This window comes from Bradyrhizobium sp. JHI2711 (genome assembly GCF_056156565.1).
The window spans coordinates 879,896-902,449 of record NZ_JBPZPT010000002.1; the positions used below are offsets into that span (position 1 = coordinate 879,896).

Sequence of the window (22,554 nt, forward strand, 5' to 3'; positions counted from 1 at the left end):
GTGACGGGCGATAACGTCGGCCCGGAGTGATGGTTCCGCGACTATGCGGCGCATCCAAGTGAGGTTGTTCATTCTCCATTCAGCCACTCCATCAGCTCCGCATTGATCTCGCGCGGATAGGTGTGGCTGAGGTCGTCGATCTCTCGATAGGTGACTTGGGCACCGGCGGCGGACAGCGCCGCCTGCGTCTGCCGTGCGGTCTGCACCGGAAACATCCAGTCGAGCTTGCCGTGAGTGATGAAGACCGGCAAGCCTTGCAGGCGCGTTGCGTCGGCCATCTCCGCCATCAGCGGATGGAAGGTCGCCGCAACCGGGGCGAGATGCGTGAGGGGCGAGGCGCCGTCGAGGCCGGTGACGTAGCAGAAGGTGCCGCCGTCGCTCATGCCGGTCAGCAGCATGCGCGAGGGGTCGATGCGCCAGCGGCCGCGTACAGTATCGATGATGCGCATGAGGTTCGGTGTGTCGGTGTCGTCGCCCATCAGCGCCCAGGTCGGGCCGGTCGCGGTCGGCGCCACCAGGATCGACCCGAGAGTGCGGGCGTCGCGGAGCCAGCTCCACAGAAAGCCGCGTCCGTTGCCGCTGCCGCCATGCAGCGCCATCACCAGCGGCATGGCACGCTCGGGCGCATAATATTCGGGGACATAGACCGAGAAGCCGCCGCGGCTGCCAGGCTCGTTGCGGTCGTGGAAGATGCCGGTATCTTGGCTCGCGCTGGCTTGGAGCCGCAGCAACAAATCCGCATTGTCGCGATTGGCAGCGTTGAGGAAGAAGCTGCTCACCGGCGGAAACTGCGCCGCCAGCGGATAAAGCGCCTCCTGCGCGCGCGGGACATGGCGCAGCGCGCGGAACACCGCGACGAGATCGCCATGGCCACGCTCGACCTCACGAATGCCGGCAAAGGCAGCGAGCGTCTCGCCGCAGGCGCGATCGAGCCGGTCGCGCAAGCCTCCGAACTGCTCCGGCCATTCCCCGATTGCGTCGTGCGCCGTCTGCAGCGCCTCGTCCGGCGTGCCGATCGCATCCATCACCGAGGCGAAGGCCGGTGGATGCAGATGCCGCTGGAAGAAACCGAGCGCTTCCAGCGCATTGAGCAGCGGCGGCAGCACGGCCACGATGTCGTCCACCACGGCCTCGGTCATCGCCCGCTTCCTCAAAGCCTTTTGGATCAGTGCAGCTTCGGCGCCTTCAGGAGCTTGAAGCGATCGGTCGACGTCACGGTGACGTCGAAGGTGACGCCTTCGTGATGAACGGTGAGCGGCACGTCGACGCCGGCGGCGCCGAGCGCCCACATCTTCTTGTAGAAGGCGGTCTGGCTCGTCACCCTGTCACCGTTCACGGCGAGAATGACGTCGCCGGTCTTGAGCTCGGCGCGGGCGGCCGGGCCATTGGCGGAGATCCCGATCACCACCACGCGGTTGTCGATCTCGGTCGAATAGAGTCCGAGCCAGGGTCGTGCCGGCTTGTTGACACGGCCGAACTTGCGCAAGTCCTCCAGGACCGGCTTCAGGAGGTCGATCGGCACGATCATGTTGACGTGCTCGGCCTCGCCGTCACGTTCGCGATCGAGCTGGAGCGAGCCGATGCCGATCAGCTCGCCGCGTTCGTTGAGCAGCGCCGTACCGCCCCAGTTCGGATGTGCGGGAGCGGTGAAGATGGCCTCGTCCAGCAGATATTCCCAGTAACCGGCGAATTCCTGCTTGGCCACGACCTGGCTCGCGACCGAGCGCGTGCGTCCGCCGGCGCCGCCGACCACGACGCGGTCGCCGATCCGTGTCGCCGCCGACGAGCCGAGCGGCAGCGGCGCAATGTCGAGCTGGCCGAGCGCCTGCACCAGCCCGAACCCGGTCTCGGAATCGAAGCCGAGCGCATGGCCCTCCACCACTCGTCCGTCGGCGCGGTGCAGCCAGACCGACTCTGCCTCAGTGATGAGATAACCTATCGTGAGCACCAGGCCGTCATCGATCACGACGCCGTTGCCGGCGCGTTCGGTGCCCAGCGTCTCGGCACTGAAGGCGTCCGGAGGGATGATGGCGTGCAGGCCGACGACGGAGCCGAGTGCGCGGTCGAGATCGAAACCATAGTCGCTCGCCCGCGGCTGGTTAGCCGGCGGCACTCTCCATTCGGTCAGAGCGCTCATGGAGTTCTCCTGGCTGAGAGCATCGCTCCGGCAAGGCTGGCGGAGCGACGCGCGAAGCACGCCTAATTTAGGCCGGAGCAGGCCGTCTTGAAAGCCTCGTTCCCAACTATTCGGGAGAACGCCGCGTGAAATCTTGGAAAGGCCTGGAAACACATCGTCATCTGATCCGGCAGCATGGCTGCTGTCCGGCGCGGTGCTAGGCGCCGTGCAGTGAAGCTGCTAACCATTGCCGCCTCGTTTGACCAAGGGATCACGGACGACAAGCATGGACAACCGCAGCGACATCTGGCGTGGCATCGACACGATCAAGGCACGCTTCATCGACCTCAGCGACAGGGTCTGGGGCATGCCTGAGGTCTGCTACACCGAGGCGCGGTCCGCCGCCGAGCATCTCGCCGAGCTCCGTCATCAGGGCTTCCGCATCACCGAGAACGTCGCCGACATCCCGACTGCGCTGATCGGCGAGTGGGGCGAGGGCGGTCCGGTCATTGCCTTCATGGGCGAGTACGATGCGCTGCCGGGCCTCAGCCAGGAGGCGGGTGTCGCCGAGCATCGCCCGATCGAGACCGGCGGCCATGGCCATGGCTGCGGTCACAACCTGCTCGGTTCCGCAGCGCTGCTCGCCGCGACCGCGGTGAAGGACTGGCTGGCCGAGAACAAGGTGCCCGGCCGCGTGCGCTATTACGGCTGTCCGGCGGAGGAAGGCGGCGCGGCCAAGGCCTTCATGGTGCGCTCCGGCGCGTTCGAGGACGCCGACATCGCCATCACCTGGCACCCGCACAGCTTCTGGGAGGTGGCGGTAACGCCCTCGCTTGCGAATACGCGCGCGGATTTCATCTTCACCGGCCGCACTTCGCATGCGGCGGCCTCGCCGCATCTCGGCCGTTCGGCGCTCGATGCGGTGGAATTGATGAATGTCGGCGTGAACTACATGCGCGAGCACATGCCGAGCGACGCGCGCGTGCACTATGCCCTGCTCGACACCGGCGGCATCGCGCCGAACGTGGTGCAGGCCCATGCCCGCGTGCGCTATTCGATCCGCGCGCGCGATCTTCCCGGCATGGACGAGTTGGTCGAGCGTGTGTCCAAGATCGCGCAAGGCGCGGCGTTGATGACCGAGACCAAGGTCGAGATGAAGATCATCTCCGCGGTCTCCAACATCCTGCCCAACACGCCGCTGGAGCAGGCGCTGCATCAGGTCATGGAAGAGCTCGGACCGCCGCATTTCGACGATGCGGACAAGAGCTTTGCCGGCCAGATCCGTGCGACCTTGAGCGACAAGGATATCGCCTCGGTCTATTACGCGATCGGCATGGAGCCGACCGATCGGCCGCTGGCCGACTTCCTGGTGCCGCTCGATGCCAAGCGCAATCCGCTGGTCGGCTCCACCGATGTGGGCGACGTGAGCTGGGTGGTGCCGACCGTGCAGGTGCACGCACCGACGGTTGCAATCGGCACGCCCTTCCACACCTGGCAGGTGGTGGCGCAGGGCAAGAGCCCGCACGCGCACAAGGCCATGGTGCAGGCCGCCAAGGCGATGGCAGGTCTCGGCATCAAGGCGTTGACGGAACCGGAGCTGATCAAGGTTGCCAAGGCGGATCTCCAGAAGCGGACGGCCCGCACTCCTTACGTCTGTCCGTTGCCGGATCACGTCGCGCCGCCGCTCGACATGTCCGTGGCGTAGGAATTCGCCTCGATACTTCGTCTGATCCAGCGAACAAATTTTCCGCAGTGCAGCGCGCTATCCAGCAGATTTTGATGCTGGATTGCCGAACGGATGGGCTGCGGAGCGCAATTTTGCCCAACGGACAGCCAATAGACCGTTTGCATACACACGGTCCCAGTTGACGTGCACCCCATTCGGTGTGCCATCTACCGCCAGCCAAACCCGGCGGTCGCGAGCGGCCGCCTGCATCCATGTCGGAACCAGACGGGGGACAACCATGCTGGACAAAGAGCTGCGTTCGATGATCGGTCAGGTGAAGGACGGGCGGATGGACCGCCGCGCCTTCGTCAAGCGCCTCGCCGCGGTCGGTCTCACCGCTCCCCTCGCCAACCAGCTCCTCGCGCTCGGCGGCGTTGCCATGGCGCAGAGCCCCGCGGTCTACAAGCCGACCAAGCGCGGGGGCGGCGGCCCTCTCAAGGTGCTGTGGTGGCAGGGGCCGACGCTGCTCAATCCTCATTTCGCCACCGGCACCAAGGACCAGGACGGATCGCGGCTTTTCTACGAACCGCTCGCCAGCTGGGACGCCGACGGCAATCTCAACCCGATCCTCGCGGCAGAGATTCCCTCGCTTGCAAACGGCGGTCTCGCCGCCGATGCCAAATCGGTGGTCTGGAAAATCAAGCCGGGAGTCAAATGGCACGATGGCAAGCCGCTGACTGCCGACGACTTCGTGTTCACCTGGCAATACGCCAGCGATCCCGCCACGGCTGCCGTCAGCATCAGCACCTATGGTGACATCACGGTCGAGAAGGTCAGCGATCTTTCGATTCGCATCCTGTTCAAGACCCCGACGCCGTTCTGGGCCAACGCGTTCGTCGGCGCTTATGGATGCGTTCTCCCCAAGCATCTGTTTGCCGACTACAAAGGCTCGAAGTCCCGCGAGGCGCCGAACAATCTTGCCCCGGTGGGCACCGGTCCCTACAAGTTCGTCGAGTTCAAGCCGGGCGATGTGGTCCGCGGCGAGCTCAATCCCGACTATCACATGCCCAACCGTCCGCATTTCGACACGATCGAGATGAAGGGCGGCGGCGATGCCGTCTCGGCGGCGCGCGCGGTGATCCAGACCGGCGAATTCGATTTCGCCTGGAACATGCAGGTCGAAGACGACGTGCTGCTGCGTCTGGAGAAGGGCGGGAAGGGCAAGACCGTCTATGCCACCGGCGGCGACATCGAGTTCATCGCGATCAACTTCACCGATCCGAACACTGAGATCGACGGCGAACGGTCCTCGATGAAGACCAAGCACCCGATCTTCTCCGATCCGAACGTGCGCAAGGCGCTCGCCCTGCTCGTCGACCGCGACTCCGTCAAGAAGGCGATCTATGGTCGGGCCGGCCGCACCACGGCCAACTACCTCAACGGCCCCGAGAAGTTCGTCTCCAAGAACACCTCGTGGGAGTTCAACATCGAGAAGGCGTCGAAGATGCTCGATGACGCCGGCTGGAAGGTCGGCGCCGACGGCATCCGCGAGAAGGACGGCAAGAAATTCAAGCTTCTGTACCAGACCTCGACCAACGGTCCGCGCCAGAAGACCCAGGCCATCGTCAAGCAGGCCTGTCAGAAGGCCGGCATCGACGTGGAGCTGAAATCGGTCGTCGCCTCGGTCTTCTTCTCGTCTGACGTCGCCAACCCGGACACCTATCCGAAGTTCTATGCCGACATCGAGGAGTTCCAGATCCCGATGACGCAGCCCGATCCGGCCCTGCACATGCGGCGCTACATCTCCGCCAATGTGGCCACCAAGGAGAACAAATGGCAGGGGCAGAACTTCCCGCGCTACGTCAACAAGGAGTATGATGACGCCATTGCTGCGGCTGAGACCGAGACCGATCCAGTCAAGCGCGCCGCGCTCTACATCAAGTGCAACGACCTGTTGTGGCAGGACACCGTGTTCATTCCGGTGATGCATCGCCTGCTGGTGGATGCCTGCTCCAACACGTTGCGGCCGGCGCTCTCGGGCTGGGCCAATCGGACCGATAACCTTCAGGACTGGTACCGGGAGGCATGAGCGCAGGCTAGACGGGATTCTTCCCTATGAGTCAGTATGTCCTGCGTCGCCTCCTGATCGCCGTTCCGAGCCTGCTGGCGATTTCGCTGGTGCTGTTCGTCGTGCTTGCGCTCGCGCCCGGCGATCCGTTCTCCGAACTGGCCACCAATCCGAACGTGCCGCCCGAAGTGCAGGCGGCACTCCGGGCCAAGTTCGGTCTCGACGACCCGATCTACCTCCGCTACCTGCACTGGCTCAACGCCATGCTGCACGGCGACTGGGGCTTCTCCTTCGTCAGCCGGATGAACGTCGACACGCTGATCCTCCAGCGCCTGCCCGCCACGCTCTACGTGATCGGCTCGGCGCAGATCCTGGCGCTGCTGATCGCGATTCCGGTCGGCGTCTATGCCGCGACCAGGCCGTATTCGCTGTTCGACCAGATCGCGAATACGCTCGCCTTCGTCGGCTTCTCGCTGCCGACCTTCTTCACCGGCATCCTGTTCATCCTGATCTTCTCGGTCACGCTGGACTGGCTGCCTTTCGTCTACACCACCGACATCAAGGCCACCGGCATCCGCTGGGTGCTGGAGATGATCCGTCAGGCGATCATGCCGGTGGCGGTACTCGGCCTGTTCCAAGCGGCGTCGATGACGCGCTTCGTGCGCTCGGCGATGCTCGACGTCATCCGGCTCGACTACGTCACCACGGCGCGGGCCAAGGGCCTCGGCCAGACCACGGTGATCATCAAGCACGTGATGCGCAACGCCATGATTCCCGTGGTCACGCTGATCGCGTTGCAGATGCCCGCGGTGTTCGGCGGCGCCATCGTCACCGAGCAGATCTTCCGCATTCCCGGCATCGGCTCGCTGCTGATCTCCTCCATCCTTTCCAACGACACGCCGGTGGTGATGGCCGTCACCTTCGTCTTCGCGTGCCTCGTGGTGCTGTTCAATCTCATCGCGGACGTGCTTTATGGCTGGCTTGACCCTCGCATCTCCCTCCGCTGAGCGGCGCGCCTATTCGCCCTGGCGCGAAGCATGGCGGCGTTACAGCCGCCACCGGCTCGCGGTGGTCAGCGCTGTCCTGCTCCTCATCCTGGTGCTCGCCGTCGTGCTTGGGCCGTTCGTGTGGCGTGTGAAGATCAACGAGATCGACATCGTCGCGGGCCTGCAGGGTCCGTCGCTCGCCCATCCCTTCGGCACCGACGATCTCGGCCAGGACATTCTGGCGCGCATGATCTATGGCGGCCGCATCTCGCTCGCGGTCGGGCTCGCCGCGATGCTGGTCGCTGTCATCATCGGCACAGTGATCGGCGCGCTCGCCGGTATGTCGCGCGGCGCGCTCGGACACGGATTGATGTGGCTCACTGACCTGTTCCTGTCGCTGCCGCAGCTGCCGCTGCTGCTGCTGCTGATCTATCTGTTCCGCGACGGGCTGAAGCAGGTGTTCGGGCCCGAAGGCGGCATCTTCATCTTGATCGTGCTCGTGATCGGAGGTCTGCGCTGGATGCCGGTGGCCCGGCTGGTGCGTGCCCAGTTCTTGTCGCTCCGCGAAAAGGAGTTCGTCGAAGCCGCCCGTGCGCTCGGTGCCAGTCCGGTGCGACAGGTGGTACGGCACATCCTGCCCAATGCGGTCGGCCCGGTGATCATCGCCGGCACCATCGACGTCGCCGCCGCGATCATCGCGGAATCGACGCTGTCCTTCCTCGGCCTCGGCTTCCCGCCGGATACCCCGACCTGGGGCCGGCTGCTGTTTGACGCCAAGGATTTTCTCGACATCGGCCCGCACTGGGCGCTGTTTCCGGGCGGCGCGATCTTCGTCGCGGTGGTGGCCATCAACTTCATCGGCGACGGTCTGCGCGACGCGCTCGATGCGCGACGGGTGATCTGATGGCGCCGCTGCTCGAGATCAAGGGCCTGAAAACCCACTTCTCCACGGATGACGGCATCCTCCAGGCCGTCGACGGTGTCGACATCTCCATCAACAAGGGCGAGACGCTCTGCGTCGTCGGCGAATCCGGCTGCGGCAAGACCGTGACCGCGATGTCGATCCTGAAGCTGATCGCGATGCCGCCGGGCCGGATCGCGGCGGGCCAGATCATCTTCGAGGGGCGCGATCTGGTGCCGCTGACCAGCAACCAACTCGACGAGATCAGGGCGAAGGAGATCGGCTTCATCTTCCAGGAGCCGATGACCTCGCTCAATCCGGTGCTCACCATCGGCGAGCAGATCGCAGAGAGCCTGCGGCGGCACGAAGCGGTGACCAGGAAACAGGCGCTCGAGCGCACCATCGAGATGCTGAAACTGGTGCAGATCCCGAACGCCGAAGGCCGCGTGCACAATTATCCGCATCAGTTTTCCGGCGGCATGCGCCAGCGCGTGATGATCGCGATGGCGCTCGCCTGCAAGCCGAAGCTGATCATCGCCGACGAACCCACCACCGCGCTCGACGTCACCATCCAGGCGCAGATCCTCGACCTCTTGCAGGACATGAAGGACCGCTTCGGCATGGCGGTGATGCTGATCACCCATGCCATGGGCGTCGTCGCCGAGACCGCGCAGCGCGTCGTCGTGATGTATGCCGGCAAGGTGGTGGAGGAGGCGCCCGTCGACGATCTCTTCGGCGATCCCCGTCACCCCTATACGCAAGGCCTGATCCGCTCGATCCCGCGCATCGATCTCGACAGCGAGCACAAGACGCGGCTCGAGGCGATCGGCGGCTCTGTGCCGATCCTGATCAACCCGCCGGCCGGCTGCCGCTTCGCGCCGCGCTGCAAGTTCGCCATGAATGTCTGCACCGAGAAGGAGCCGCTGCTGCGCGAGATCGCGCCCGGTCACCGCATGGCCTGTCATCTCGGAGATACCAGCGTGGGAGCCGCGTCATGAGCGAGCCCTTGCTCCGCGTTAGCGGCCTGAAGAAACATTTCCCGGTGCTCGGCGGCCTCTTGTCGCGCCAGGTCGGCACCGTCTATGCGGTCGACGGCGTGTCGTTCTCGGTCAACCGCGGCGAGACGCTCGGCCTCGTCGGCGAATCCGGTTGCGGCAAGTCGACGACCGGGCGCTGCGTGCTGCGCCTGATCGAGCCGACCGACGGCGAGGTCACCTTCGACGGCCAGAACGTACGCAAGCTCGGCGGCAACGATCTGCGCGCGATGCGGCGGAACATGCAGCTGGTGTTCCAGGATCCGTTCGCCTCGCTCAATCCGCGCATGACGGTCGGGGCCATTCTCGGCGAGGCCTTTACCATCCACAATCTCGCCTCCTCCTCGAAAGAGCGCGAGGAGCGCGTTGCGGGGCTTCTGGTCAAGGTCGGGCTCAAGGCCGAGCACATGCGGCGCTATCCGCATGAATTCTCCGGCGGCCAGCGCCAGCGCATCGTGATCGCGCGCGCGCTCGCGGTCGAGCCGAAGCTGATCGTCTGCGACGAGCCGGTCTCCGCGCTCGACGTGTCGATCCAGGCCCAGGTCATCAACCTGCTGGAGGACCTTCAGGCCGAGCTGAACCTGACCTATCTGTTCGTCGCGCACGATCTCTCGGTGGTCGAGCACATCTCCGACCGCGTCGCGGTGATGTATCTCGGCCGCATCGTCGAGCTCGCGAAAGCCAGCGACCTCTACCGCAACCCGCAGCATCCCTACACCAGGGCGCTACTGTCGGCGGTGCCGGTGCCAGATCCAAAACTCAAGCGCGAGCGCATCCGCCTCAAGGGCGACGTGCCGAGCCCGATGAAGCCGCCCTCCGGGTGTCACTTCCACACCCGCTGCCCGATCGCCCAGCCACGCTGCGCGGAAAGCGCGCCGCCGCTGAAGGAGGGCGCGGGCGGCCATTTCGTGGCGTGCCATCTGGCGTAGTGCTATGAATCCGTAGACGGCCGATCAGCTCACGCGCTTTTCGCGGGCCATGCTATCACCTGGCCCGACATCACCAGCCGGTCTCGGCCGCTCTCCTTGGCGACGTAGAGCGCACGGTCGGCGGCGGCGACCAGCGTACTAGAGTCCATCGCGGTCTGGGACGGAAGAGCCGCGGCGCCGCCGATGCTCGCAGTCACCAGCCGCGAAGGCGGATTTTGCGCGTGCAGCATGGCGAGATCGAGCAGCGCCTGGCGAATCGCTTCGCCGACCTCGGCGCAGCCTTCAGGACCGGTGTTCGGCAGCAGCACGGCGAATTCCTCGCCGCCATAGCGCGCCGCGAGGTCGGCCGGACGCCTGGCCTGGGCGGATAAAATCCGGGCCAGCGCGCGCAGGCAGGCGTCGCCCGCCAGATGCCCATAGAGATCGTTGAATTTCTTGAAATGATCGACATCGATCAGTAGCAGCGAGAGCTGGGTTCCGTCGCGCCGAGCCCGCGCCCATTCGTCGGCAAGGTGGTCGTCGAAGGCGCGACGGTTGGCGAGGCCGGTGAGACCGTCAGTGGTTGCCAGCGAGGCGAGCCTGTCCTGAAGATCCTTCTGCTCGGTCATGTCGCGCACGACCGCGACGACGCCGTCGATCACGCCGCTGTCGGACGCCACGGTGACGTGTAGCGCCGCCTCGGCCCAGATCTCGCCTTTGTCGCGATGACGCTGCCGATAGACGAACCGCGCTTCCTCCGCCTCGCCATTCTTCAGCGCGGCGATGGCCTGCTCAACTCGTTCCATGTCGTCGGCGTGAATGCCGGCCAGGGCCGAGGTGCCCATCAGTTCTTCGGCCGACCAGCCGGTGATGCGCGCGCAGGCGGGAGAGACGTAGAGCAACCGGTTATCCAGCCCGATGCGGGTCACCATGTCGCTGGATTGCTCGGCCAGCAGGCGGAAATTGGCTTCCTTGGCGACCAGGGCCTGTGCCGTGCGCTGCCGCTGCAGCAACTGACGGACCAGATAGTAGCCGATCACCGCGATCAAGAGGACGAGTCCGAGGACGAAGCTCATGCGTGCTGCTGCCGCGCGTCGCCAGGGGGCGAGCACGTCGGCCTGCGACTTGCTCGCCAGCACCATCAGGGGATAGCGGCTGCTGCGCTGGTAGTAGCTCAGCCGCTCCGCGCCATCGAGCGGCGATTTGAAGTAATAGACCGCTGCGGCGGGGCGGCTTTTCCAGCTTCTGAACAAGGGCGCATCGGACAGGTCGCGTCCGACGAAGGCGCCGCTCTCGTCACGGCTGCGCGCCAGCATGATGCCGCTGTCGTTGAGCAGAGATGCCGAGCCGTTCGGCCCGATGTCGAACCGCTCGTAGAATTTGACGAAATAGCTGACGTCGATCGTGAGCAGGGCGACGCCGGCGAAGCCGCCGTCGGAATCGTTGATCCGACGGGATGCGGTGACGATCCACTGACCGCCGGAGCGGCTCTTGACGGGTCGCCCGATCAGCGTGCCCGTGTCCGTAGAATCGCGATGGCGTTGGAAATATTCACGGTCGCTGTTGTTGAGCTTGGAGAAATCGAGGTGCTCCGTCGTGGCGAGCCAGCGGCCGGTCGCATCATAGATGAAGATGCCGCGGATGCGTTCCGATGATTTGCGGGTGGGCAGATAGGCCTGGAGCTTCATGATCGTGTCCGGGCCCATCCCGTCGATCTCGAGCCGGTGGACCAGCCCGACGAGAATCGTATCGGCAAGCTCGAACGTGTCGTCCGCGTGCTGGATCAGCGACTGAGCGAGGTTGGTGACGTCGATTTCGGCGTTCCTCAGATCGGCGTTGCGCGCCTCCCATTCGCGCCACGCACTCAGGCCGAGGATAGCCACGCAAGTCAGCACGACGAATCCGGCCGCCCAGAGCGGAAGGCGCGTCTTGCCGAGTTCGCGGCTTGTGACCATCAGGCTTGCTCCAAATCGGAGCAAACCTCTCACTTTCACCTTAACGGCCTGTTGCAATATCCGCGATGATTGTGCGGGGTCCGTACTGGACCGGGAACATGGCCGACATCGAGTTCCACTCTCGTCGGCCCGCGTTCATCATGGTGCCGCGGCGCGATGGGCGGCCTGACGTCTCATCCTTCCAACGTGAAGCCGACGCGCAGCGTCACCTGAAAATGACGCACGGCGCCGTTCTCGACATGGCCGCGCGTTTGCACGACCTCGAACCATCTTATTTCGCGAACGGTCTTGGAGGCGCGGCTGATAGCATTCTTGATCGCATCCTCGATCGAGGTCTCGGATGACCCGACGAGGTCCAGGATCTTGTAGACGTGATCGTGCTCGGCTGTGGGCATGGCCTTCCCTCATTTGGTATCTTGCCATCCGAAAAAATGCGTATGGCGGAACGTGCGCAGGCGAGCGTGCCTGGCCCACGGTCTGAACGGTCGTGGAAGCTTCGGGTTCCTTGCTCCGCGATGGCCCGCATGCACCAGGCGAGGTGGAGCGGCCGGCGCCGGCCTGCTAAGCGCTGGGTATGGACACGGCGCGACGCGACAGGACGATCGGCTCTCTCTGCCTGTGCGTAACGGCGTTCGGCTGGGCTTTGAACTGGCCGCTGATGAAGCTGCTGCTGCAGCAATGGCCGCCTTTGTTCGCGCGCGGCCTTGCGGGTGTTTGCGCCTCGCTCATTCTCGGCACCCTGGTGCTGATCCGGAAGGAATCCTTCGCCGTCCCGCGCGAGGCGGTGCCGCGCCTCTTGTTTGCGACCTTCACCAACGTCTTGGCCTGGATGGGTCTCGGCACGGTCGCGATGAAATATGTGAGCGTGAGCGAGGGCGCGCTGCTCGCCTATACGATGCCGATCTGGGCGATGCTGTTCGCCTGGCCGGTGCTGCACACGCGGCCGGCGCGACGAGATGTTCTCGGGCTTGTCCTCGGCATTGCCGGCGTCACGCTGCTCCTGAGCGGCGACGGTCTTGCGTTCAGCACCGACAAGCTGGTCGGCATTGCGCTCGCACTGCTCTGCGCCATCCTGTTCGCGCTCGGCAATGTGCTCAACCGCAAGCCGCTGCCGATGCCGCCGCTGGTCGTCGTCGCCTGGCAGGTCGGGCTCGGCTGCGCCACGATGCTGGTCCTCGGCGTGCTGTTCGAGCGCCCTGATGTCACCGCCATCACTCCGCTGGGGCTCGGCTGCTTCGTCTACATGACGCTGGTGCCGATGGGCCTCTGCTACGTCACCTGGTTCGAGACGCTGCGCCGTCTGCCCCCAACCACGGCGTCGACCGGCATGCTGATCGTGCCCGTGATCGGCGTCGTCTCAGCGGCGATCATTCTCGGCGAGCCGCTCGGCTATCGCGAATGGACGGCGATGGCGCTCACGCTCGGCGGCGTGACGCTGGCGTTGCAGCGGGGGTAGCAGAGCGCGCTGGCTCGCACCTACGGATCCAGCTCCGTATCCCAGTACAGATAGTCCAGCCAGCTGTCGTGCAGATAGTTCGGCGGAAACAGCCGGCCGTTGCGGTGGAGCTGGTGCACGGTGGGCGCGAACGCGGTCTGGCGCGGAAACATTTTGGACTGCGCCGGTGTGAGATTGCCCTTGCGCAAATTACACGGCGAGCACGCCGCGACCACGTTCTCCCAGGTGGTCTGGCCGCCTTTGCTGCGCGGGATGATGTGATCGAAGGTGAGGTCTTCGGGCGAGCCGCAATATTGGCAGGCGAAACGATCGCGCAGGAAGACGTTGAAGCGGGTGAAGGCGGGGTGGGTGGTCGGCTTGACGAAGGATTTGAGCGAGACGACGCTGGGCAGCTGCATTTCCAGCGTGGGACTTCGAACCGCCTGATCGTAATGTGCGACGATGTTGACGCGGTCGAGGAACACCGCCTTGATCGCGTCTTGCCACGACCACAACGACAGTGGGTAGTAACTCAGCGGCCGGAAGTCCGCATTCAGCACCAACACCGGCCAACTGCCTTGCGAGACATGTGCGTTCAAGTAACGCTCCCGGCCTCCAATATACGCTGCGAAGCAGCATGTAGTGACATACTACATGCAGCGTGACGGGATTGTGAAGCCCGTTGAGCGACTTATTCAAGCGCAAGCAATGCGGCGGCGGGGTGGCAAACGTGCTCAAAAAGCCGCGATCCAGGGGGCGCGCGGAACCGCCCCAGCATGGGCTGCCGTTGCCATGGCAGCTACTCCCGTACCCGCTCCAGCTTCTGCAGGCAGCGCGTCGCGCGCACCGCGGCCGGCATCTCCTCGTCCGGAAAGCTGGTCTCCCAATTGGTGACGCCGACCTCGCCGACATAGATATCGCCCTTCGAGTCCAGCGCGATGCCGTGCGGCGCCAGGAATTTGCCGCTGGCGACGCCCGGCCCCTCCTCGCCGCCGAGCCGCGCGATGCGATTTCCCTTGGTGTCCACGATCGACAGCCGCGGGCCGAGATTGGGTACATTGCGGTTGATGGCGAGGCCGGGGCCGAGCTCGCCGATCACGAAGGTCGGGCTCTTGGCCCCGCCGCAACAGCACAGCGCGCAGGGTCGGTGCAGATTGTTCCACTGCGTCTCGTATTTGCCCTCGCCGTCGAACACCTGGACGCGGTGGTTCTCGCGATCGGCGACATAGACCCAGCCGTCGGCATCGGTGGCGATATTGTGCACGATGTTGAACTGACCGGGATCAGTGCCCGGCTCGCCCCAGCTCTTGATCAGCTTGCCGTCGGGCGTGAATTTGTGCACGCGCGCATTGCCATAGCCGTCGGAGACGTAGATCTCGCCCTTCGGCGACAGCGCGGTGTGGGTGCAGCGGTGGAACGGCTCGCCGCTCATGAACGGCGCCGGCTTTGCCGGAATGCCGATCGTCAGCAGCACCTTGCCGTCGGCGGTGCATTTGCGCACGGTATGGTCGCCGTCGTCGGTGCAATAGAGATTGTCGTCGGCGTCGATATGTAGGCCGTGCGCGCGCGAGAACAGGCCTTCGCCAAAACTGCGCAGGAAATTGCCCTCGCGGTCCAGCACCACCATCGGGTGGGCGCCGCGGTTGAAGACGTAGACGCGGTCCTTGCTGTCGACCGCCACCGAGGCGACGTCGGTGAGCTGCCAGCCGTCCGGCAATTTCGCGAAGTTGTCGACGACGCGGTAGCGGTGCTCGCCGGTGCCGAGAATGGCTGGCATTGATCTCTCCTCTTGTCATTCCGGGGCGCGCGAAGCGTGACCTATGATGCGCAATTGCGCATCTGAGAATCCATTGGGCAGCATACTCTGTGGTTAGATGGATTCCGGGTTCGCGCTTCGCGCGCCCCGGAATGACGGCTGTAGCTATATTCGTGCCAAAATCCCTTCCTCGATCGCCTTGATCTGCAGCGCCAGATATTTCGAGTTGATCCGGCATTGCGCCAGGCTCCCGGCGATGAACCAGAGGCCGGGCTGCCTGGTGCGCGCATACATGTTGCGCAGCTCGAAGCCTTCGCCAAAACCCCAGATCGGCCCGACGCGGTCGGCGATGCCGTCGCCGAACAGCTTGCGCACCAGATATTCCTGCTGCTTGTAGCCGGTCGAGAGCACGACCAGGTCGGCGGTAATGATCGAGCCGTCCTTCATCCGCGCGCCCTCAGCGTTGAAGCTTTCGATGTCGGAGAACTGCCTGAGGCTGATCTTGCCCTCGACGATCAGGTTGGAGCAGCCGACGTTGAAGTAATAGCCGCCGCCGCGGGTGAGGTATTTGAACTGCCAGCCGGTGCCGGCTTCGCCGAAATCGAGCTTGAAGCCGACGCGCGCGAGGCCGTCGAGTAGCTCCTTGTCGAGCTGCTTGGATTGCTCGGTCAGCATCACATGCGTCTTCTTCGCGAGCGGCGTCGGCATCGAGGCCGCAATCAGATCGTTGTCCTCGAGCGTGCCCTCGTTGTAGGTCGCATAAGCGAGCTGCGCCGACGGTTCGATATTGGTCACGAGTGTGGGCGAGCGCTGCACCAGCGTCACCTCGGCGCCGCTGGAATGAAGATCCTGCGCGATGTCGTGACCGCTGTTGCCGGTGCCGATGACGATGGCGCGCTTGCCGGTCCAGTTCTCGCCGTCCTCGTAGCCGCTGGAATGCACCAGCGTCCCCTTGAAATTGTCGAGGGTCGGAATGTCGGGAATGTTGGCGATGCCGCTGACGCCGGTCGCCATGATCACATGGCGCGGATGCATGGTGCGCTTGCTGCCGTCGGCGCGCCGCAGCGTGACGGTCCAGTGGCCCTTGGCCTCGTCATAGGCGCCGCCCTCGAACTCGGTGCCGGTCCAGAAGTTCAGCTCCATCGCATCGACATAAGCCTCGAACCAGTTGGCGAGCTTGTCCTTGGGGATATAGACCGGCCAGTTCGCCGGAAACGGCATATAGGGCAGGTGATTCACCTGCACCTGGTTGTGCAGGGTCAGCGCGTGATAGCGCTTGCGCCAATTGTCGCCGATCCGCGTCTCGCGATCGACGATCAGGGTGTCGACCTTGAGCTGCTTCAGCCGCGCGGCGATGGCGAGCCCGGCCTGGCCGCCGCCGACCACCAGCACGGCCGGGTCGTGATCGGCATAGGCGCGCGAGGCGTTGCGCTGGTCGAGCCAATTCGGCCCGCGGAAGTCGCGAGAATAGGCCTGCCCCCGCGGCCGCGAGGTGCCGAGCTGTTCCTCGAAGCCTTTCAATTCGTCGAGCGCGGTGAGCAGCGTCCAGGCTTTCAGGCTGTCGTCAGGGCCGTCGGGAATGAGCCGGACAATGCCGCTGCCGCGGCCGAGCGCGGTCTCAAAATTGAAGATCGCTTCGATGTTGTTGGTGCCGGCGCGCGTCACCCAGCGCGGCGGCGCCCGGTTCGGCGCGATCTTGAAATTGCTGGGCGCCGCCTTGGGCGCGCGCGCCGCAAGCTTCTGCGCGATCGCATCGCGGCCCGCGATTGTCTGCAGGTTCCAGCTCAGCGCCAGCACGTCGCGCCAGAAGCCGTCGGCGAGGAAGAGCGGGCCCAGCGTCGCGGGATCAGGTCTGCTTAAGGTGCGCTCGAAGTCGTCGAGCCAGGCCTGTGCGGCGATGGAAATATCCTGCGTCCGGTCCAGCATGCGCGACCTCATGGCCGTCTTCGCGGCGTTTCCTCAGAGATCGAACGCTATACGGTTTCGCCGCCCGCCAAAAGCCGCGGACCTGAGCGAGGCCGGCATGCGGCCCTGCCCGGACGGAATATGGCCCGGAATTCCGCACGTGCGGACGCGGCCGGAGAACGACTTAAGCGCCGGCCGGCCTGTGGTCCGCCCAATAGGGGTCGCGCAGCTTGCGCTTGAAGATCTTTCCGGTTGCCTCGCGGGGCAGCGCATCCAGGAACTTGACCTCCTTCGGCACCTTGAAGTTGGCCAGACGCTCGCGCAGATAAGCCTGCACCGCGGCGGCCGAGAGCTGCTCGGCCCTGTCGGGCTCGATGCAGGCGCACAGCCGCTCGCCATATTCCGCGTCCGGGATGCCGAACACGGCGCAATCGCGCACGCCGGGCATCGCGATCAACACGTTCTCGATCTCGGCGGGATAGATGTTGACGCCGCCCGAGATCACCATGTCGCGCTTGCGGTCGCAGAGGAACAGATAGCCGTCCTCATCGAGATAGCCGACGTCGCCGACGCTGACGAGACCGTCGCGCCCGGCCTCGGCGCGCGCCTGCGCTTTGCCGTGATAGTCGAAATCCGGCACCGCGGTCTGGCGCATGTAGATCTCGCCGACCTCACCAGAATCGCAGAGGCTGCCGTCGTCGCGAAAGATCTTGACGATGCCACCTTCGATGGCGCGGCCGACCGTGCCGGGCTTCTTCAGCGCCTCTTCGGCCGAGTGCCAGACCGGGATGCCGGTCTCAGTCGAGCCGAAATATTCGTTGATGACCGGTCCCCACCACTCGATCATCGCCCGCTTCACCTCGGGCGGGCAGGGCGCCGCGCCGTGCACGACGAAGCGCAGCGACGACAGGTCGTAGCGCTGCCTGACCGCTTCGGGCAGGCGCAACAGGCGCACGAACATGGTCGGCACCATGTGGATATGCGTCACACGGTGGCGCTCGATCAGCGCCAGCAGCTCCTCGGCGTCGAACCGCGGCTGAAGCACGATGGTGCAGCCGTTGCGGAAGGCCATCATGCCGTAGGAATGCGGCGCCGAGTGATACATCGGACCGTTGATCAGCACGACCTGGTCCTCGCGCGGCTTGATGCCGTAGGCGATCGCGCCGACGCGCTCCGAGGCGGCGGCCTGCTCCGGCGGCATCGGCATGCGGCGTACGCCCTTCGGCATGCCTGTGGTCCCCGACGTGTAGATCATCGCCGCGGCCCGGCGCGGCGGCTCCTCTGTTTCCGTGTGCCCGTCGCGCCAGCGGTCCCAATCGGTCAGGCCGGAAGAGACCTCGGTCAGCTCACGGGGAATGGCGAAGGTCGCCGCCAGCTCGGGCGGCGTTGCGACCACGAGCAGGCGGACATCCTCCGGAATGCCGCCGCGGATTTGCGGCAGCAGATCGGCGTGGCAGATCAGGATCTTCGCGCCGCTGTCGGTCAGGATGTAGCGGACCTCCTCGGCCTTCAGGTGCCAATTGATTGGCACCACGGGGCTGCCCAGTGCGGCCGAGGCCGCGACCACCTCGAACAAGGCGAAGTCGTTGCGCAGCATCATGGCAACCGGTGCGCCCTCGGCAAGGTCGAGGGCGCGCAGCCCGCTCGCCGCGCGTCTGATGCGCGCCTGGATCTCGTCATGGCCGATCCGGCGTTCGCCGCTGATGATCATGGTCATTCCCATTCCGTTGGAGTCAGCGATCGTCCAGCACGTCGCCGAAGCCGACCCAGCTCTTGCCGTTGAAGCGCCGCAGCTGCAGCTGCTGGAACGGCAGATAGTCGTCGGCGGCGGTGCTGACGGATATGCCGGGCAGCAGCAGCGGCAGCTTCACCTCTTTCAGCGAGGCGGACTGGCGCATGATGTTGTCGCGGCTGAAATCGTCCTTGCACGCCTTCAGTACCGTCATCAGGAGCGTCGCGTAATGGTAGCCGGCCGCATAGTTGGAGTTGGAGAGGTCCGCGTTCGGCATGTACTGCTTCATGAAGGCGAAATACTCCTTCACGCCGGGATCGCTGGCCCATTGCGGGTCCATCGTGTCCTTCTGGTTGCTCGACGAGATCAGGCCGACGGCGTTGTCGAGCCCGGCCGGCTCCAGGAACGAGATCGACGAGGCCGAGGTCGGCACGAAGAACAGCTCGGGCTTCCAGCCGAGCTCGGCGACGCCCTTGATCATCTGCGAGGTGAACTTGCCGAGCACGACGCCGAACAGCACGTCGGCGCCCGATGCCTTCAGGGTCGAGAGCTGCGAGCTGATCGTCGGCGCGCTGGTCTCGTAGGTCGCTTCCGCAACGATCATGCCGGCAGCCTTGTCGCCGAGCGTGCGCTTGAAGCCGGCGACGTAGTCGCGGCCGAAATCGTCGTTCTGGGAGAGGATGGCGATCTTGGCGCCCGGCTTGGTGCGCAGCACGTGCTTGGCATAGACCACGCCTTCGGATTCATAGGCGGCCATGCCGGGCATGGTCCATGGATATTTCTGCGGATCGGCCCATTTGGTCGCGCCGGAAAGCACGAACAGCTGCGGCACCTTCTTGCCGTTGAGGTAGCGATGCACGGCGCTGTTGGTGGCGGTGCCGAGCGAGCCGAACAGCATCAGCACTTCGTCCTGCTCCACCAGCTTGCGGGTCTGCTCGACCGTCTTCGGCGGCGAGTAGGCATCGTCCAGCGTGATGAACTTGACCTTGCGGCCGTTGATGCCGCCTTCGGCATTGATCTTCTCGAAGAACGCCTCCTGCGTGCGGCCGATCGCGCCGAAGCCGGAGGCCGGGCCGCTATAGGGCAGGGTCTGTCCGATCCGGATCTCCGTGCCTTCGGCGTGGGTGCTGTCCGTGGCGAGCGCCAACAGGGACAGACCGATCAGTGCGGCTGCCAGCTTCATGATATCCTCCCGTTTGTCTTGTCAGTTGGAGACGTCAGGCGCTGACGCGCATCAGGAAATCCTGCCTCGCCTGATCGAATTCACGCTTCATGCGGTCGACGAGCTCCGCAACGGGCGGGGCATCAGTAATCTGGCCGATGCCCTGGCCCGATCCCCAGATGTCGCGCCACGCCTTGGATTTCATGTTGCCGCCGGAGCCGAAATTCATCTTCGATTTGTCGGCGGCGGGGAGGTTGTCCGGATCGAGGCCGGCGGCAGCGATCGACGGACCGAGATAATTGCCGTGCACGCCGGTGAACAGGTTGGTGTAGACGATGTCGTGCGCGGCGTGCTGCGTCAGCGCCGATTTGTAGGCTTGGTCGGCATTGGCTTCCTGCGTCGCGATGAAGCGCGTGCCCATATAGGCGAGGTCGGCGCCCAGCGTCAGCGCCGAGGCGATGCCATAGCCGTCGCTGATCGCGCCCGACAGCAGGACGGCGCCGTCAAACCATTGCTTGACCTCGCGCACCAGCGCAAAGGGCGACAGCGTGCCGGCGTGTCCGCCCGCACCGGCGCAGACCAGGATCAGGCCGTCGACGCCCTGCTCGGCCGCTTTGCGCGCGTGCTTGACGTTGATGACGTCGTGGAACACCAGTCCGCCATAGGAATGCGCGGCCTCGACGATCTCCGCCGGCGGCCGCAGCGAGGTGATGATGATCGGCGCCTTGTGCTTGACGCAGGTCTCCATGTCCTTCATCAGCCGGTCGTTGGAGGCATGGCAGATCTGGTTGACGGCGTAGGGCGCGACCTTCTTGCCGGGATTGCGCGATTTGTACTCGCCGAGCTCGTCCTCGATCCGGCTCAGCCATTCGCCGAGCTTCTCGACCGGGCGGGCATTGAGCGCGGGAAAGGAGCCGACGACGCCCGCCTTGCACTGGGCGATCACCAGTTCCGGGCCGGAGACGATGAACAGCGGGGAGCCGACCACGGGCAGCTCGAGCGAATCCTTCAAGAGATTGGGCAGTGCCATCATGTCCTCCCGAAACGCGGCCCCGCCGGCGGGCGGATCACGAGGCGTTTCCGTTTTGATTGTCGCGCGGGCGGATGGGCCGCCCGTGGCCGCGGATTTGATCCCATTATAAGGTTGGACGGCGCCGCCCGGACCGTTCAATAATGAACGGACGATCATTCAGGTATGAACAGGGCCGCCGATGGATTGGGACCTTTGCAAGACCTTCGTCGCGGTCGCCGATACCGGCAGCTTCACCGCCGCCGCCCGCCGCCTGCACACCAGCCATCCCACCGTCAGCCGCAAGATCGCGGCGCTGGAAGCCCAGCTCGGCACCAGATTGGTGGCGCGGGCTGCCGATGGCCTGGCGCTGACCGCGGATGGACGGACCTTGCGCGAGCACGCCGAGGCCATGGCGGCCGCAGCGCTGCGGGCCGAAACCGCAGTGGCGGCGGGTGGACACAAGGCGCGCGGCATCGTCAAGCTGTCGATCGGCGCGACGCTGGCCTCGCACTGGCTGATGCCGCGCTTGCCAGCCTTCCTGCGCGCGCACGATCATATCCAGCTCGAGATCATCACCCATCCATTTCCGGCGAGCGTGCGCCGGCGTGAGGCGGACGTGGTGCTGCGGCCCTTCGATACCGGGGAGGAGAACCTGGTCGGCCGCAAGATCGGCCGTCTCGGCACCGGCTTCTATGCCTCGCGCGATTATGCCGCCGGTCGGTCCCTGCCGGAACGGCGCGGCGACTGGAAGGAGCACAGCGTCATCGGCTTCGCCGACCAGACCTCCAATGCGCAGCTTGCGCGCTGGAGCGACGTCGTCACGCGGCAAGCAAGGGTGGTGATGCGCTGCTCGTCCCAGGGCGACATGCTGGCGGCGGCCCGAGCCGGAATCGGAATCTCCGCGCTGTCGTGCTTCGTCGCGGAAAGCTATTCCGATCTCGTGCGCGTCGCTCCGCAGAAGCTTGCCAGCGTCGCGGATCTCTGGCTGCTGGCCCATCCCGACCTCGTCGAGCTGCCGGCGGTGCGCGCCGTGATCGAATTCGTCGCCGAATGCGCCCGGACCGACCGCGCGCGGCTGCGCGGTTAGCCCGATCCTGCTAGGACGCCCTCACGCTTCTTCACCGCGCGGTAATAGCTCCACCACAGATGCGCCGCCGCACCGCGCAGCGGACGCCAGGGCTCGGCGATCGGCGCCATCTGCTTCTCCGTCGGCCGCGCCTTGAGGCCGAGGCCGATACGGATGCCTTCCTGCACGGCGAGGTCGCCGGCCGGCCAGGCATCGCCGTGGCCGAGGCAGAACAGCAGGTAGAGGTCGGCCGTCCAGGGGCCGATGCCGGGCAGCGCGATTAGCGTGTGATGCGCCGCATCGGCATCCTCCTCGGCGAGCACGTCGAGATTCAGCCGCTGCGCGGCGATCTCGCGGGCGAGATGCTTGAGCGTCTTGATCTTGGCGGCGGAGAGGCCGAGCCGCCCCAGCCGGTCGGCGCGGGCGCGGCGCACGGCGTCATGGTCGAGCGGATCGAATGCGGCCGACAGCCGCCCCCAGATCGCCGCGGCGCTCGCGGTGGAGAGCTGCTGCCCGCAGACGATGTGCGCGAGCCCCGTAAACCCGGGCTCGCGCCGCCGCAACGCCGGCATGCCCGCGATCTCGAGCACGGGCTTGAGGCGCGGATCGCGCTTGATCAGCGCGTGAACGGCCTCTTCGAGATCGGACTGGGTTTCGAGGTGGATGGTCATGGCGGGCGGGTTCTCTCCAGCGTCATGGCGGGCTTGTCCCGGCCATCCACGTCTTTCTCACCGCGAGGCACTGTGTAGCATGAGCGGTGATCGTGGTGTTTGTTCGTGACGTTGACACCATCGGTCTGTGGTACCGAAGAACGTGGATGGCCGGGACAAGCCCGGCCATGACGAGATTCAT

Annotated in this window: 19 protein-coding genes; 8 read left to right on the forward strand and 11 right to left on the reverse strand. The window is 65.3% G+C overall.

Features of this window, described 5'->3' with window-relative positions; all coding sequences use genetic code 11:
* Window positions 1–68: 68 nt before the first annotated feature.
* Window positions 69–1,139 (reverse strand): carboxylesterase family protein, encoded by a 1,071-nt coding sequence (locus ACTEK7_RS16685; protein ID WP_225147408.1) that lies wholly within the window; start codon window positions 1,137–1,139, stop codon window positions 69–71.
* Window positions 1,140–1,165: 26 nt separating this feature from the next.
* Window positions 1,166–2,137 carry a S1C family serine protease gene (locus ACTEK7_RS16690; RefSeq protein WP_225113025.1) on the reverse strand — a complete coding sequence of 324 codons (972 nt, stop codon included), beginning with the start codon at window positions 2,135–2,137 and terminating at the stop codon, window positions 1,166–1,168.
* A gap of 265 nt (window positions 2,138–2,402) precedes the next feature.
* Here ACTEK7_RS16690 and ACTEK7_RS16695 point away from each other — a divergent pair, with 265 nt between their 5' ends.
* The 6 genes from ACTEK7_RS16695 (at window position 2,403) to ACTEK7_RS16720 (ending at window position 9,700) form a co-directional block, all read left to right on the forward strand.
* Window positions 2,403–3,821 (forward strand): M20 family metallopeptidase, encoded by a 1,419-nt coding sequence (locus ACTEK7_RS16695; protein WP_225147407.1) that lies wholly within the window; start codon window positions 2,403–2,405, stop codon window positions 3,819–3,821.
* Window positions 3,822–4,080: 259 nt separating this feature from the next.
* Window positions 4,081–5,871, forward strand: a complete 1,791-nt coding sequence (locus tag ACTEK7_RS16700; RefSeq protein WP_035996767.1) for a peptide ABC transporter substrate-binding protein — start codon at window positions 4,081–4,083, stop codon at window positions 5,869–5,871.
* A gap of 26 nt (window positions 5,872–5,897) precedes the next feature.
* Window positions 5,898–6,857 (forward strand): ABC transporter permease, encoded by a 960-nt coding sequence (locus ACTEK7_RS16705; protein WP_025033623.1) that lies wholly within the window; start codon window positions 5,898–5,900, stop codon window positions 6,855–6,857.
* Window positions 6,823–7,740: an ABC transporter permease gene (locus ACTEK7_RS16710; protein WP_035996800.1), complete on the forward strand. Its 918-nt coding sequence runs from the start codon at window positions 6,823–6,825 to the stop codon at window positions 7,738–7,740. The genes ACTEK7_RS16705 and ACTEK7_RS16710 overlap by 35 nt, the downstream gene beginning before the upstream one ends.
* On the forward strand, window positions 7,740–8,735 hold the full coding sequence (locus ACTEK7_RS16715; protein WP_035996773.1) for an ABC transporter ATP-binding protein: 996 nt from the start codon (window positions 7,740–7,742) through the stop codon (window positions 8,733–8,735). The genes ACTEK7_RS16710 and ACTEK7_RS16715 overlap by 1 nt, the downstream gene beginning before the upstream one ends.
* On the forward strand, window positions 8,732–9,700 hold the full coding sequence (locus ACTEK7_RS16720) for an ABC transporter ATP-binding protein (RefSeq protein ID WP_036020704.1): 969 nt from the start codon (window positions 8,732–8,734) through the stop codon (window positions 9,698–9,700). The genes ACTEK7_RS16715 and ACTEK7_RS16720 overlap by 4 nt, the downstream gene beginning before the upstream one ends.
* Window positions 9,701–9,729: 29 nt before the next feature.
* Here the strand turns inward: ACTEK7_RS16720 and ACTEK7_RS16725 are convergent, their stop codons facing one another.
* Together ACTEK7_RS16725 and ACTEK7_RS16730 are read right to left on the reverse strand one after the other, a co-directional pair.
* Window positions 9,730–11,634, reverse strand: a complete 1,905-nt coding sequence (locus ACTEK7_RS16725) for a sensor domain-containing diguanylate cyclase (RefSeq protein WP_225147406.1) — start codon at window positions 11,632–11,634, stop codon at window positions 9,730–9,732.
* A 173-nt stretch (window positions 11,635–11,807) separates the two neighbouring features.
* Window positions 11,808–12,029 (reverse strand): dodecin, encoded by a 222-nt coding sequence (locus tag ACTEK7_RS16730; protein ID WP_036020706.1) that lies wholly within the window; start codon window positions 12,027–12,029, stop codon window positions 11,808–11,810.
* A gap of 179 nt (window positions 12,030–12,208) precedes the next feature.
* Here ACTEK7_RS16730 and ACTEK7_RS16735 point away from each other — a divergent pair, with 179 nt between their 5' ends.
* Window positions 12,209–13,090, forward strand: coding sequence for a DMT family transporter (locus tag ACTEK7_RS16735; protein WP_225147405.1), 882 nt, complete (start codon window positions 12,209–12,211; stop codon window positions 13,088–13,090).
* Window positions 13,091–13,110: 20 nt separating this feature from the next.
* Here ACTEK7_RS16735 and ACTEK7_RS16740 read toward each other — a convergent pair whose 3' ends face one another.
* The 6 genes from ACTEK7_RS16740 to ACTEK7_RS16765 form a co-directional block, all read right to left on the reverse strand.
* Entirely contained in the window at window positions 13,111–13,668 is a 558-nt protein-coding gene (locus tag ACTEK7_RS16740; protein ID WP_057028390.1) for an HNH endonuclease, read from the reverse strand.
* A 200-nt stretch (window positions 13,669–13,868) separates the two neighbouring features.
* On the reverse strand, window positions 13,869–14,846 hold the full coding sequence (locus ACTEK7_RS16745; protein WP_225147404.1) for a peptidyl-alpha-hydroxyglycine alpha-amidating lyase family protein: 978 nt from the start codon (window positions 14,844–14,846) through the stop codon (window positions 13,869–13,871).
* Window positions 14,847–14,990: 144 nt separating this feature from the next.
* Window positions 14,991–16,751 carry a flavin-containing monooxygenase gene (locus ACTEK7_RS16750; protein ID WP_225147403.1) on the reverse strand — a complete coding sequence of 587 codons (1,761 nt, stop codon included), beginning with the start codon at window positions 16,749–16,751 and terminating at the stop codon, window positions 14,991–14,993.
* A 163-nt stretch (window positions 16,752–16,914) separates the two neighbouring features.
* The gene (locus tag ACTEK7_RS16755) at window positions 16,915–18,441 is read right to left on the reverse strand and encodes an acyl-CoA synthetase (RefSeq protein WP_225147494.1); all 1,527 of its coding nucleotides are present in this window, start codon (window positions 18,439–18,441) and stop codon (window positions 16,915–16,917) included.
* 22 nt (window positions 18,442–18,463) lie between these two features.
* Window positions 18,464–19,645 carry an ABC transporter substrate-binding protein gene (locus tag ACTEK7_RS16760; protein ID WP_225147402.1) on the reverse strand — a complete coding sequence of 394 codons (1,182 nt, stop codon included), beginning with the start codon at window positions 19,643–19,645 and terminating at the stop codon, window positions 18,464–18,466.
* A gap of 34 nt (window positions 19,646–19,679) precedes the next feature.
* The gene (locus ACTEK7_RS16765; protein ID WP_035996871.1) at window positions 19,680–20,654 is read right to left on the reverse strand and encodes an NAD(P)H-dependent flavin oxidoreductase; all 975 of its coding nucleotides are present in this window, start codon (window positions 20,652–20,654) and stop codon (window positions 19,680–19,682) included.
* 181 nt (window positions 20,655–20,835) lie between these two features.
* Between ACTEK7_RS16765 and ACTEK7_RS16770 the strand changes: the two genes are divergently transcribed.
* Complete coding sequence (locus ACTEK7_RS16770) at window positions 20,836–21,723, forward strand: LysR family transcriptional regulator (protein ID WP_225147401.1); 888 nt, start codon at window positions 20,836–20,838, stop codon at window positions 21,721–21,723.
* On the opposite strand, the gene ACTEK7_RS16775 is transcribed toward ACTEK7_RS16770, so the two are convergent.
* Entirely contained in the window at window positions 21,720–22,373 is a 654-nt protein-coding gene (locus ACTEK7_RS16775; protein WP_225147400.1) for a DNA-3-methyladenine glycosylase family protein, read from the reverse strand. The two genes, ACTEK7_RS16770 and ACTEK7_RS16775, sit on opposite strands and share 4 nt — an antisense overlap.
* Window positions 22,374–22,554 lie beyond the last annotated feature (181 nt).

Bases quoted from the DNA above. Each gene is read 5' to 3' on its own strand.
- ACTEK7_RS16755 (WP_225147494.1), bottom strand. From the start codon at position 18,441: ATGATCATCAGCGGCGAACGCCGGATCGGCCATGACGAGATCCAGGCG.
- ACTEK7_RS16775 (WP_225147400.1), bottom strand. From the start codon at position 22,373: ATGACCATCCACCTCGAAACCCAGTCCGATCTCGAAGAGGCCGTTCAC.
- ACTEK7_RS16735 (WP_225147405.1), top strand. From the start codon at position 12,209: ATGGACACGGCGCGACGCGACAGGACGATCGGCTCTCTCTGCCTGTGC.
- ACTEK7_RS16765 (WP_035996871.1), bottom strand. From the start codon at position 20,654: ATGGCACTGCCCAATCTCTTGAAGGATTCGCTCGAGCTGCCCGTGGTC.
- ACTEK7_RS16710 (WP_035996800.1), top strand. From the start codon at position 6,823: ATGGCTGGCTTGACCCTCGCATCTCCCTCCGCTGAGCGGCGCGCCTAT.
- ACTEK7_RS16690 (WP_225113025.1), bottom strand. From the start codon at position 2,137: ATGAGCGCTCTGACCGAATGGAGAGTGCCGCCGGCTAACCAGCCGCGG.
- ACTEK7_RS16730 (WP_036020706.1), bottom strand. From the start codon at position 12,029: ATGCCCACAGCCGAGCACGATCACGTCTACAAGATCCTGGACCTCGTC.
- ACTEK7_RS16685 (WP_225147408.1), bottom strand. From the start codon at position 1,139: ATGACCGAGGCCGTGGTGGACGACATCGTGGCCGTGCTGCCGCCGCTG.
- ACTEK7_RS16725 (WP_225147406.1), bottom strand. From the start codon at position 11,634: ATGGTCACAAGCCGCGAACTCGGCAAGACGCGCCTTCCGCTCTGGGCG.
- ACTEK7_RS16760 (WP_225147402.1), bottom strand. From the start codon at position 19,645: ATGAAGCTGGCAGCCGCACTGATCGGTCTGTCCCTGTTGGCGCTCGCC.
- ACTEK7_RS16705 (WP_025033623.1), top strand. From the start codon at position 5,898: ATGAGTCAGTATGTCCTGCGTCGCCTCCTGATCGCCGTTCCGAGCCTG.
- ACTEK7_RS16770 (WP_225147401.1), top strand. From the start codon at position 20,836: ATGGATTGGGACCTTTGCAAGACCTTCGTCGCGGTCGCCGATACCGGC.
- ACTEK7_RS16720 (WP_036020704.1), top strand. From the start codon at position 8,732: ATGAGCGAGCCCTTGCTCCGCGTTAGCGGCCTGAAGAAACATTTCCCG.
- ACTEK7_RS16715 (WP_035996773.1), top strand. From the start codon at position 7,740: ATGGCGCCGCTGCTCGAGATCAAGGGCCTGAAAACCCACTTCTCCACG.
- ACTEK7_RS16750 (WP_225147403.1), bottom strand. From the start codon at position 16,751: ATGCTGGACCGGACGCAGGATATTTCCATCGCCGCACAGGCCTGGCTC.
- ACTEK7_RS16700 (WP_035996767.1), top strand. From the start codon at position 4,081: ATGCTGGACAAAGAGCTGCGTTCGATGATCGGTCAGGTGAAGGACGGG.
- ACTEK7_RS16695 (WP_225147407.1), top strand. From the start codon at position 2,403: ATGGACAACCGCAGCGACATCTGGCGTGGCATCGACACGATCAAGGCA.
- ACTEK7_RS16745 (WP_225147404.1), bottom strand. From the start codon at position 14,846: ATGCCAGCCATTCTCGGCACCGGCGAGCACCGCTACCGCGTCGTCGAC.